We start from the raw sequence: 11800 nt of genomic DNA on the forward strand, positions 1-11800 counted from the left end.
CACCGCCATCATGACGATGAACACGGCGAGCGTGCCGAGCGAGGCGCGGTTGTCGAGGACGAAGCCGCGCAGCCAATGGTCGGATGGGTGTTTCCACTCTTTGCGGGCGGATCCGCCATGCGCGCCGAGAGGGCTTTGGAGATCGGGTTCCATGGTCTTGCTCATTGCGCTCGCTGCTCCGCTTCGCCGGCCTCGTGCAACCCAGGCAATCCGCCGGGGTGCGCGACGTCTTCCATGAAATTGATCAGCTCCTCCGCCGACTTGACCTGGCTCCGGTCGGCAGTCAGCGCCACCTTGCCACGGTCGAGCACCACGAAGCGGTCGGCGATATCGAAGACGTGATGGATGTTGTGGCCGATGAACAGGATCGAGCGTCCGCCCGCCCGCACCTGGCGCACGAAATGGAAGACCTTGGCGGTCTCGGTCAGCGACAGTGCCGTCGTCGGCTCGTCGAGGATGATCAGCTCGGCCTGCTTGTAGATGGCGCGCGCGATCGCCACGCCCTGGCGCTCGCCGCCGGAGAGCTGGCCGACGATCGAATGCGGCGTGAACACCTTTGAGGTGAAGCCGATCTCGCGCATCAGCCGGCTCGCCTCCTCGATCTCCTTGTTGACCTTCAGCCAGCCCATGAAGCCGGTCAGCTCACGGCCCATGAAGATGTTGCGCACGATGGTCTGCTGCACGGCGAGCGCCCGGTCCTGGAACACCGTCTCGATGCCGGCGTCGCGCGACCGCGCCGCGCTCCAGCCGGTCACCGGCTTGTCGCGCACGAGGATCTCGCCGCTGGTCGGCCTGACGACGCCGGACAGGATCTTGATCAGCGTCGACTTGCCGGCGCCATTGTCGCCGATCAGGCCGACCACTTCGCCGCGGTCGACGCTGAGATTGACGCCGCCCAGCGCATAGACCTGACCATAGGATTTCTTGATATCGCGCAGTTCGATGATGCGTTCGGCCATCGGATCCTCGCTTGTCATTGTCGCTTGCCGGACATCTTCGCCGGCGGTCCTGCCGGCCGGGCTCGACCCGGCCGGCAGCCTTGGGAGGTCAGCGCAGCGCCTGCTTGGCGAGCTCTGAGACGATCTCATAATTCTGCGGTGTGACGAAGCCCGCGCCTGTGTCGACATTCAGCGGCGCGAGACCCAGCACCACTTGCTGGCAGAGGCTGAGGATCGGCAGATAGCCCTGCAGGAATGGCTGCTGGTCGGCCGTCAACTGCACCCAGCCGCCCTTGAAGCCCTCGACGATCTGCGGGCTGGTGTCGAAGCCGAAGTTGAAGACATCGCCGGGCTTCCTCCCCGCGGCCTGCATGTAGGTCGGCACATTGCCGAGCATCTGCCCGCCGGGATAGCCGACCGCCTTGACGGTGGGATTGTTGAGCAGTGCCGCGGTGATCACCGGGATGGCCAGATTCGGATCGGCTGCCCACTCGGGTACAGAATTGATTTGTACGACATCGACGCCGGCCTCTTTCAATGCGGCCACCGTCCCGCGCTCGCGCGCGCCCCGGCTCTCATTGTCGAACGGGCCGATCATGATCGCCTTGTCGCCGGATTTCAGCCCGGCCAGTTTGAACGCCTCGGCGCCGAGCGCGCGGCCGTGCTGCTCCTGCTGCGCGCCGACATAGCCGCCGCCGAACGCCGCCGTCACCTTCGGCACCGGCACGTTCTGGTACATCATCTTGATGCCGTCCTTATGCGCCTGCTCGGCCAGCGGCATGATCGCGTCGTCGCCGGGATGGCCCATCATGGCGATACCGCCGGGCTTGACGGCGACCGCCTCGCGCAATTGCTGCACCATCTTTTCGACGTCCCAGCCGGAGAAGATGTAGTCGACCTTCGGCCCGAGATCGGCCGCCGCCTGCTTGGCGCCATTATAGACGATGGTGCCGAAAGCGTCGCCCTCGGCGCCGCCGACGAAGAACCTGATGTGGACATCCTTGCACCACTGCGCGTCGAGCGCCTGTGCCGGCAAGGTCGAGATGGCGGCGCAGAGCGCAGTGGCGGCGGCCACGACGGTCGWGCGCAGAAGTGTCGTTCTGATCGCGATGCTCATGCACTTGTCCTCCCATTGTTCCCTCGTCAGCCGAGGGGCTTTTGACGATTGCTTCGGCAGTAGCACTTGACGGCCGGCTCCTCCCGCTAGCCGCTTCTCACATCAAATTTGGCCTCACGTCGGATTTGGCAGGTAGCTGGCACCTCCCCGGCATTGCTTGAGATACTCCAGCCCCCGCACCTGCCCCGTGATTTCGAGGTCACCGCGATAGACCGGGTCGTGCCAACCCTCGATGTCGATGGCGCCCTTGTATCCAGCCAACCGCAATTCGCTGATCACCCGCGTCCAGTCGCTGTCGCCGAAACCCGGCGTGCGCATCTGCACGAAGGGCAGCCGGCCGAACACGCCGTGTTCGCGGATGACATCCCAGCGCACGGTGGCGTCCTTGCCATGGACATGAAAGATGCGCGGCGCCCATTTGCGGATCTGCGGCATCGGGTCGATCAGATAGACGAGCTGATGGCAGGGCTCCCATTCGAGACCCAGATTGTCGTCGGGCAATTCATTGAACATCAGCTCCCAGGCGTCCGGATTGTGGGCGATGTTCCAGTCGCCGGTGGCCCAGTTGCCGTCCATGGCGCAGTTCTCGAAGGCGATGCGCACGCCCTTGTCGGCGGCGCGCTTGGCCAGCGGGCCCCACACTTCGCGGAAGCGCGGCAGGCTGTCGGTCAGCGTCTTGCCGCGCAGGCGCCCGGTGAAGCCGCTGACCATCGAAGTGCCGAACAGATGCGCATTGTCGATGGCCGCTTCCCAAGCCGCAAGCACGCCGCGATCGACCTCGCCACCCTCCAGCGGATTGCCGAACACGCCTAGGGAAGACACGATGACATCGGCATCGCCGATCGCCTCGCGGATCTGGCCGGCCAGCCGTGGCAGGTCCTTGCCACCCAGCGTCTGCCAGAAGAAGGGCTGGATGCTCTCGAAGCCGAGCGGCAGGATTTGTTTGATGTATGCGGCCGGGTCGTCGAGATTGGCCCGCACCATGGTGCCGATCCTGATGTCGAGAAGCGGGTTTGGCATCATTTTTCTTCCTGTGCAGTGATCGCCACGCGGCGTCCGGTCTCGGCGCTCTCGATGGCACCGAAAACCATGGCCAGGCTCTTGATGTTGTCGGCGCCGCGCGTCTCCGGCTCGGTGCCGGTCTCGATGGCGTGCATGAAATCCCGGATGATGCCGAGATGGCCACCGATGCGATCGGCGGGATCGAGCGGCGGCACGTCGATCGCTTGAGTCTTGTCGATCAGGCCATCGCGGCCCGGCGCCACCACTTCTGCCTTCAGGCCGTCATGGCCGTCCCAAATGAGGCTGCCGCGCTCGGCGACGATGCGCCAGCTGCCTTCCCAGCTGGTGCGAAAACCGTCGGCGCACCAGGAGCCGGCATAGGTGAATGTCTTGCCGCCGCCGAGATCGAAGACGGCGCTGGCCGATGAACCCTGCCGGTACCAGGAATTGGCCGGCTCCCATTCCTGGCAATAGACGCCGGCCGGCTCACCACCGACCATGTAGCGGGCGGCGTCAAAAGTGTGGATCGCCATGTCGAGCAGCAGCACATGCGCCATCTCCTCGCGAAAGCCGCCGAAATGCGGCGCGACGAAGAAGTCGGCATGGATCGAGGTCGCCGCGCCAATGGCACCGGAGTCGAGAAACCGCCGGATGCGCCTGACATTGGCGACATAGCGGCGGTTCTGCACGACGGCATGGATACGCCTAGCCTGGCGGGCTGCCTCGATGATGGCACGGGCATTCTCAGGACTGTCGGCCAGCGGCTTCTCGGTCAGGAGATGGCAATTGTGGGCAAAGGCGGAGAGCGCCACCTCGCGGCGGGCGGCGGGAACCACGACATCGAACACCGCGTCGGGCCTGGTCTGGTCGAGCACGGCGTCGAGGCTGGTGCCGATGACGGCACTGGTGAGGTTGTATTCGGCCGCCCTCGCCTTCGCCCGCTCGGTGTCGAGGTCGACAAGGCCGACAATGGCAAGCCCGTCGATCTGCCTCGCGGCATCAAGCCACTGCCTGCTCATCGCTCCGCAGCCGACGAGGACGACATTCATCATCCGGCATTCCTCCCGTCCGGTCCCTCCAGACCGAATGTCACGGCATTCACGGCATCACCGTAAACGTTTTTCCGTAAACGTTTACGAGAACACACCCGATAGCGTAGAATGTCAATCGGCTGCCTGCGAAAATCATCCCGAAGCCTTGGCCTGAGCGGCAGCCGGTGCTAGCCAAGGGTCGGGGGAGAACTATCCTTGGCGTCCAGCATCCACGACCTTGCGCGTCACCTGAACATTTCGATCGGCACCGTGTCGCGGGCGCTGAATGGCCGCGCAGACGTCAATGCCGACACCCGCCAGCGCGTGCTCGACGCCGCCAAAAAGCTCAACTATTCGCCGAACCAATCCGGCCGCAGCCTGCGCCAGGGCGCCACGCGTTCGATCGCCTTCATGCTGCAGCCGCATCCCGGCGACCAGCAATATGGCGAACCGTTCTTCATCCCGTTCCTGACCGGTCTGCAGGCGCGGCTCGCCGACTATGACCTGGATCTGATGGTCGTCATGGGTGAGCCCGGCCAATATCAGCAGGAGAGGCTGCGCCGTGTGGTTGAGACGCGCCGAGCCGACGCGGTTGTGTTGGCCAACACACGGCGGGAAGACGATCGGATCGATTATCTCAGCAAGGCCGGCTTTCCTTTTGCAACGCTTGGCCGAAGTCAATCCGGCGGCGACACCTATCCTTCGCTCGATATCGATTTCGAGAGGGCGGGTGATGAAGCCGTCGACCGGCTGGTCGCGCGCGGCCATCGCCGCATCGCTGCCATCCGCCCTTCGCATGATCTCAACTTCGGCTACCTGTTCCTGGACGGCTATCGCAAGGCGCTGGAGCGGCACGGCATTGAAGTCGACCCCGGCCTGATCGCCGACGGCTTCATCAACGAGGCCGGCGGCTATCAGGTGACGGCGGACGTAATGCTCTCCAAGGATCGGCCCACCGCCATCATCTTCAACAACGACGCCATGGCGCTCGGCGGCTGCAAGGCGCTGGCCGAGATGGGCATCCGGCCCGGCCATGATATTGCAGTGATCGTCATCGTCGACACGCCGCTCTGCCGCTATTTCTCCCCGGCGCTGACCGCTTTCCGCCCGGCGCTGGAGCCGATGGGCCGGCGGCTGGCCGAAATGCTGCTGGCCTTGCTACCGGCCTTCGCCGGCCCCGAAGGCCCGCGCATCATCCGCGAAGTCTGGCCGCTGGAACTGATCGCGCGCGACAGCGATTGATGAGAGAGCCGGCTAAGGCGCTCAATCCACCTTCTTCTCGCCCCGCTCGCCGGCCTTGACGATGTCGCCCGTCGTGAACAGGATTTCCTTCAATTCCGCACGCCAGTCCTTCTTCTGGCGCAGCAGAAATTCCAGGTCCATGCCGAAATGCTTGAACTCCTCGCCCTGCGCGTTCTTCATGATCGCGCGCGCTTGCGGGTCCTTTTCCACCGAGATGCGCTGTTCGTACCAGCCGATGGCTTCCGCCTCCTCGATCAGCGAGGTGATCATGCGGGCAAAGGTCCGCACCTTCTGCGACAGTTCTTCAGGCGGTTCGTGATATTGGTCGAAACCCATGTCGTCCTCCGGTGGTTCATTCCCATGAATGCCTGGGAATGCCGCCGGTTCCGCATCATCGCTGCAATTCCGCCAATGCCCGCTCCAGCGGCGCTGGCGAAATCTGGATCGGGCCGGAGAACGGCACATCCATGTCGAGGATCAGGTAGATCGCCCCGGCGATCAATACGGCCGACACCATGAAGGTTGCGGCAGTGATCGCATTCTTCGGTGCCCTGAACCCGAAACTGGCAAAGATCAGCGCCAGCCATGTCACCAGCATCGCGATCAGCGGCCAGGGGATAGCGCCCTCCGACTGCTCGACCAGGGTCCAGCGCAGTTCCAACACTTTCTGCAGGCGTTGGCGTCCATCCTGCAGGAGGGAACCACGTACAGCGTCGGGCGGCGTCAGCGCATTCAGCCGTGAGCCGATCTCCGTCAGCAGATGTTCGGACAGCTGGTTGGCGGCGATAGTCGTTTCGCTGTTTTGTGACGAGGTGGTAACCACCCGCTGGACATAGGCGACCAGCGGCTGGCGCACCGCGTCGGTTTCCGGGCCATACAGGCGCAATGTCCTGTCGAGCAGGATCAGTTCCGTCGCATAGGCGTGCACATTGTGATCGATCGATTCGAAGGTGTTCTTGGCCGAATTGATCATCAGGCCGAGCATCAGCGAGGTCATGACCCCGAACAGATTGGCGGCGAGCCGCACCACATTGTTCGTGTCGTCATCACGATGTCTGGCCGGCAATCTCGGCCAGATCGCCATGCTGGCGAACGCCGACGCCGCCAGGCACAGGAAGATCACCATTGCGATGAAAGCTTCGAGCATCGCTCATCTCTGCACGGGACGCGCCAATTGCCAATGGCAAGGCAGCGTGCCTACAGCGAAAGTACGGGCGTACTCGCTGCTGCAATGCGATATGGCAGCTCCTTGCCGGGCCGAAAGGCGGCGCGGTAATGTCCTGCTGTCCGTCATGGCAGCTTGAGCAGCAAGGAGGCCGGCATTTCTGGAAGATCATCCTTGCCGCTCCTTGGGCCGCTCCTCGGGCGCCGGCCACTGCTGCCGGCCCTGCTTGTGCTGCTGGCGGCGGCGATCTTCCTTGCCGATACGATCACCAATCTGGAGATCGCGGTAGCGGTCTTCTATGTCGCAGTTGTCCTGATCGCGGTCCGCTATATCGACCGTCGCGGCGTGGCCATGGTGGCGGCGGCCTGCATGACGCTCACCGTGCTGAGTTTTTTCCTGACGCGGGCCGGCTCGATGCCTGCCGGATTGATCAACTGTGCCATCAGCCTGGTGGCGATCGCCGTCACCGCCTATCTGGCGCTGCGCACCGCCGCCGCCGAGGCGTCCGCCCGCGAGGCGCAGGCGCAGCTCGCCCACATTACGCGGGTGACGATGCTGGGCGAATTGACGGCCTCGATCGCCCATGAGCTCAACCAGCCGCTGGCGGCGATCGTGCTGAACGGCAACGCCGCCCGGCGCTGGCTGGCGGGCGGCAATCGCGATGAGGCCGGCAAGGCGGCCGAGCGCATCGTCAGGGATGCCGAACGCGCAAGCGAGCTGATCAAGCGGCTGCGCGGCCTGACCAGGAAAGCCGCCGGCAAGGCGGTCTGGATCGACGTCAACAAGACGGTCGTGGAAACGTTGCCCCTGGTCCAGAACGAGGCCAGCCGGAACCACGCCGCCTTGCGGACCGAACTGGCCAACGGCCTTCCCCAGATCCAGGTCGACCCGGTGCAGATCCAGCAGGTCATTCTCAACCTGATCCTCAATGCCCTGGAGGCGGTGAAGGATGAGAGCGTGCATGACGTAACGGTGCAGACCAGCCTCGGCAAACCGGGTGAAGTCGTGATTGCCGTCCGCGATTCCGGCCGTGGCCTGGACGGCGTGCAACTGGACCAGCTTTTCGATGCCTTCTACACCACCAAGCCGGACGGTATGGGCATGGGGCTTGCCATCAGCCGCTCGATCGTCGAGAGCCATGGCGGACGCATCTGGGCGGAGCCGGCAGTGCCGCACGGCGCCGCCTTCCGCTTCTCGCTGCCGGCCGGCAGGACAGGGTCGCGCGGATCAGACCGGTGAAGCCAATGAACGAGCCAGAACAGATCGTTTTCGTCATCGACGACGATCCCGCCATGCGCGAAGCGCTCGACAGCCTGCTGCGCTCGGTCGGGCTTGAGGTGCGTTGCTTCGGTTCGGTTGCCGAATTCCTTGGCGCACCGAGGCCTGACATCCCCTCTTGCCTGGTGCTCGACGTGCGCCTGCCCGGCAAGAGCGGCATGGATTTCCACAAGGAGCTCGCTCATTCTGATGCCCCGCTGCCGGTGATCATCATGACCGGCCATGGCGACATCGCCATGTCGGTGCAAGCGATGAAGACAGGCGCCGTCGATTTCCTGCCAAAACCGTTCCGCGAACAGGACCTGCTCGATGCCATCGCGGCTGCCCTCGACAAGGACCGGCAGCGGCGGACGCAATCGGCCGAACTCGCCATCCTGCACGAACGACTGGCAACGCTGAGCGAAGGCGAACGCAGTGTCGTGGCACTGGTGGTGCAAGGACGGCTCAACAAGCAGATCGCCGGCGACCTCGGCGTCAGCGAGATAACCGTCAAGGTCCGGCGCGCCCGAGCCATGCGCAAGATGCAGGCCGGGTCGTTGGCTGAGCTGATAAAAATGGCCGGAAAGCTCGGAATCTGACCGCTTCAAGGCAGAGAATAAATCTATATTTTTCAATGCATTGCCGGTGAATCCCTTGCCGCGTGGCCGGCCTCCTTATGCCTTGGTATCAGGCCATATACTTAAGATTCCGGTGCCCGCGTTGACACCTCGCGAGCAGCGGGCGTAAGGCGGCTTGGCTTCGGATGACCGAAGCATCAACTCGAGATCGAACAGGTTATGGACAGCTATCCCAGTCGCTGTCCGGATCAAGCCCCAGGCACGGTCCGGACACTGGCCCCGTCAACAGATTTGGTTTCCGGCATGTGGCGCCGGTCGGGCCTCGGCAGGGCATAACCCGCCTTCGGCTCGCCTTGCTGTCCCGCCGGACCGCAAGAGGTGAGCCATGAACACCAACATCATCCCCTTCCGCACGCGCTCCGCTTCAACCGCACGACCGTCCGTTGCAACAACGCGCGGCCTGGCGGGCAAAGCCGGCTTCACCATGCCGCCGACCCGGCTCGTCTGCGTCTGGCGACGCGGCCCAGTGAGTGGCCGCCTGGAATGCCGCTGGAAGCAGGAGCAAAAACCCGTTTCCGAAGAGGGCGTCAGTCGTCGAACRGCCCTGCCACGGCGCGCTGCCTGAGCCCCTCTTCGACCCGGCCCAAATCTCCGCACTGACGGCCGAGCCCTGGCGCCCGGCGCGACCGCCTCCCGGTCGCAGCCTTCCGCATGCCCGCAATCACCCTCTCTCAAGCCAAACTGCAATTGGCCCATCACGAGGCTCGCCATGATCTTCCTGCCCCACAACCGCAATTCCCTCGGCCAGGCCGCGGCCCTCGCCCGCGCACGCATCGCGCCCAACATCTACGACACCATCGCCTTCGCCATGCTGGTCACCTTGCTGGTGCTTCYGGCGCATGGCGCCGCCGGCATGCGCGCGCCGACGACGCTGCTCACCACCTCGCCGGTCACGCTCGATCTCGCCAATTTGCCGGAATACGCGCTGCGCACCACGCTGCGCATGTTCGCGGCCATCATCGTGTCGCTGATCTTCACCTTCACGGTGGCGACGCTGGCCGCTAAGAGCCGGCGCGCCGAAATGGTGATCATTCCCGCGCTCGACATCCTGCAGTCGGTGCCGGTGCTTGGTTTCCTGACCTTCACCGTGACCTTCTTCATGGGCCTGTTTCCCGGCAGCCAGCTCGGCGCCGAGTGTGCCGCGATCTTCGCCATCTTCACCAGCCAGGCCTGGAACATGGCGTTCTCGTTCTACCAGTCGCTGCGCACGGTGCCGGGTGATCTCGACGAGGTCAGCCGTGGCTTCGGTCTCTCGGCCTGGCAAAGGTTCTGGCGGCTCGAGGCGCCGTTCGCGGCACCCGGCCTGGTCTGGAACACCATGATGTCGATGTCCGGCGGCTGGTTCTTCGTCGTCGCCTCCGAGGCCATCACCGTCGGCAACACCACCGTGCAGCTGCCCGGCATCGGCTCCTGGCTGGCTCTGGCCATCGATCGTCAGGATTTCAGGGCCGTCGCCTGGGCCGTGCTGGCGATGGGCGTGCTCATCCTGCTCTACGACCAGCTGCTGTTCCGGCCCATCGTTGCCTGGGCCGACAAGTTCCGTTTCGAGCAGACCGCCGGCCAGGAAAAGCCCCGCTCCTGGGTCTACGACATGCTGCGCCGGGCCCGGCTGCTGCAGACCGTGGGGTTGCCGATCGCCTGGCTGTGGCAGCGCGCCATGCTGCTTCGCCTGGGCAAGCGGGCCATGCCGGCAGCGTCCACCGCCGCATCGCGCCGGCTATCGCGGTCGCTCGACATCGTCTGGCTGGGCCTGGTGCTGCTTGTGGTGCTCTGGGGCGTCGTCGAGACGGTGCTCTATCTCAGGCAGACCCTTGGCTTGAACGATGTCGTCGAAGCCTTCGAGGGCGGCCTTCTCACCTTGCTGCGCGTGATCGTGCTGATCGCGGTCGCCAGCGTGATCTGGGTGCCGATCGGCGTCTGGATCGGACTGCGGCCGGCGGTCGCCGAACGGGTTCAGCCGCTGGCGCAGTTCCTTGCCGCCTTCCCCGCCAACGTGCTGTTTCCGTTCGCGGTGATCGCCATCGTTGCCACCGGCGCCAGCCCCAGCATCTGGCTGTCGCCGCTGATGGTGCTCGGCACGCAATGGTACATCCTGTTCAATGTCATCGCCGGCGCCAGCGCCTTCCCTTCCGATCTCAAGGAGGCAGCCAAGGTCTTCAAGATACGGTCCTGGTCGTGGTGGAAGAACGTCATGCTGCCGGGGATTTTCCCCTACTACATCACCGGCGCGCTGACCGCCTCCGGCGGTTCGTGGAACGCCTCGATCGTCGCTGAACTGGCAAGCTGGGGCAACACCAGGCTCGAGGCCTTCGGCCTCGGCTCCTACATCGCCAAGGCGACCGAAGCTGGCGATTTCCCGCGCGTCATTCTCGGCATCGCCGTGATGTCGCTCTTCGTCACCCTCTTCAACCGCACCCTCTGGCGCCCGCTCTACGTCTTTGCCGAACGCCGCATGCGGCTCGACTGACCCCGTCCTTTCAGGAGACTGATCATGAACCAAGCTGTCATCACCAACACCCTTCCGCTCGTCGAAGTCCATGGCGTCTGCCAGACCTATGACAAGGGAAGTGCTGGCAAGCTCGTCGTCCTCGACCAGGTCGGCCTGACGCTCGTCTCTGGCGAGATCGTCGGCCTGCTCGGCCGCTCCGGATCCGGCAAGTCCACCTTGCTGCGCTCCATCGCTGGCCTGATCCGGCCGAGCGAAGGCGCCATCGCCTTCGAAGGCAAGGCCGTCTCCGGCACGCCGGACGGCATCGCCATGGTCTTCCAGAGCTTTGCGCTGTTTCCCTGGCTGACCGTGCTGCAGAATGTCGAGCTCGGACTCGAAGCACAGGGCGTCTTGCCGGCGGAGCGCCGCAAGCGCGCACTGTCGGCCATCGACCTGATCGGCCTCGACGGCTTCGAGAACGCCTATCCCAAGGAGCTGTCCGGCGGCATGCGGCAGCGCGTTGGGCTCGCCCGCGCCCTGGTGGTGCATCCCAAAGTGCTGCTGATGGACGAGCCGTTCTCGGCGCTCGACGTATTGACGGCCGAGACGCTGCGCACCGACCTGCTCGACCTCTGGTCGGAAGGCCGCATGCCGATAGAGTCGATCCTGATGGTGACGCACAACATCGAGGAAGCGGTGCTGATGTGCGACCGCGTGCTGATCTTTTCGTCCAATCCGGGCCGCGTCGTCGCCGAACTCAGGATCGATCTGCCGCAGCCGCGCAACCGGCTGGACCCGGCCTTCCGGGCGCTGGTCGAGGATATCTACGCCCGCATGACCGCCAGGAAGGAGCCGGGCACCCCTGCCCGCGACGGCGTCTTCCCGGGTTCGGGCATCGCCATGGTGCTGCCGCGCGTTTCGACCAACCTGCTCGCCGGCCTGATCGAGGCCGTCGCCGCCCCGCCTTACAACGGGCATGCCG

At 64.7% G+C, this 11800-nt stretch carries 12 protein-coding genes; 6 read left to right on the forward strand and 6 right to left on the reverse strand.

Going from position 1 to position 11800, the window contains the following annotated elements:
- Positions 1-161: 161 nt before the first annotated feature.
- From AC1DX0_RS22035 to AC1DX0_RS22050, 4 genes are all read right to left on the reverse strand, one after another.
- Positions 162-959 (reverse strand): ATP-binding cassette domain-containing protein, encoded by a 798-nt coding sequence (locus tag AC1DX0_RS22035; protein ID WP_477221967.1) that lies wholly within the window; start codon positions 957-959, stop codon positions 162-164.
- A gap of 88 nt (positions 960-1047) precedes the next feature.
- Complete coding sequence (locus AC1DX0_RS22040) at positions 1048-2055, reverse strand: substrate-binding domain-containing protein (protein ID WP_477356854.1); 1008 nt, start codon at positions 2053-2055, stop codon at positions 1048-1050.
- Positions 2056-2169: 114 nt separating this feature from the next.
- Positions 2170-3075 carry a sugar phosphate isomerase/epimerase family protein gene (locus AC1DX0_RS22045; protein ID WP_477221965.1) on the reverse strand — a complete coding sequence of 302 codons (906 nt, stop codon included), beginning with the start codon at positions 3073-3075 and terminating at the stop codon, positions 2170-2172.
- Positions 3075-4109 (reverse strand): Gfo/Idh/MocA family protein, encoded by a 1035-nt coding sequence (locus AC1DX0_RS22050; RefSeq protein WP_477221964.1) that lies wholly within the window; start codon positions 4107-4109, stop codon positions 3075-3077. Before AC1DX0_RS22050 ends, AC1DX0_RS22045 begins: the two co-directional genes overlap by 1 nt.
- Positions 4110-4304: 195 nt before the next feature.
- Here AC1DX0_RS22050 and AC1DX0_RS22055 point away from each other — a divergent pair, with 195 nt between their 5' ends.
- Positions 4305-5330, forward strand: coding sequence for a LacI family DNA-binding transcriptional regulator (locus AC1DX0_RS22055; RefSeq protein WP_477221963.1), 1026 nt, complete (start codon positions 4305-4307; stop codon positions 5328-5330).
- A gap of 21 nt (positions 5331-5351) precedes the next feature.
- On the opposite strand, the gene AC1DX0_RS22060 is transcribed toward AC1DX0_RS22055, so the two are convergent.
- Together AC1DX0_RS22060 and AC1DX0_RS22065 are read right to left on the reverse strand one after the other, a co-directional pair.
- Positions 5352-5666 (reverse strand): ferritin family protein, encoded by a 315-nt coding sequence (locus AC1DX0_RS22060; RefSeq protein ID WP_095087016.1) that lies wholly within the window; start codon positions 5664-5666, stop codon positions 5352-5354.
- A 55-nt stretch (positions 5667-5721) separates the two neighbouring features.
- Positions 5722-6477 (reverse strand): bestrophin-like domain, encoded by a 756-nt coding sequence (locus AC1DX0_RS22065; RefSeq protein ID WP_477221962.1) that lies wholly within the window; start codon positions 6475-6477, stop codon positions 5722-5724.
- Between the two features lie 192 nt (positions 6478-6669).
- Between AC1DX0_RS22065 and AC1DX0_RS22070 the strand changes: the two genes are divergently transcribed.
- The 5 genes from AC1DX0_RS22070 to AC1DX0_RS22090 all read left to right on the forward strand — a co-directional run.
- Positions 6670-7734: a sensor histidine kinase gene (locus AC1DX0_RS22070; RefSeq protein WP_477221961.1), complete on the forward strand. Its 1065-nt coding sequence runs from the start codon at positions 6670-6672 to the stop codon at positions 7732-7734.
- 5 nt (positions 7735-7739) lie between these two features.
- Positions 7740-8351 (forward strand): response regulator transcription factor, encoded by a 612-nt coding sequence (locus tag AC1DX0_RS22075; RefSeq protein WP_477221960.1) that lies wholly within the window; start codon positions 7740-7742, stop codon positions 8349-8351.
- A gap of 364 nt (positions 8352-8715) precedes the next feature.
- Positions 8716-8955 carry a hypothetical protein gene (locus AC1DX0_RS22080; RefSeq protein WP_477221959.1) on the forward strand — a complete coding sequence of 80 codons (240 nt, stop codon included), beginning with the start codon at positions 8716-8718 and terminating at the stop codon, positions 8953-8955.
- Between the two features lie 144 nt (positions 8956-9099).
- A complete protein-coding gene (locus AC1DX0_RS22085) occupies positions 9100-10857 on the forward strand; it encodes an ABC transporter permease (protein ID WP_477356856.1) in 1758 nt (585 codons plus the stop codon).
- Between the two features lie 24 nt (positions 10858-10881).
- On the forward strand, positions 10882-11800 hold a 919-nt coding region (locus tag AC1DX0_RS22090; RefSeq protein WP_477356858.1), incomplete at its 3' end, for an ABC transporter ATP-binding protein.

The sequence above is a fragment of the Mesorhizobium sp. P3_A9 genome (assembly GCF_056402975.1).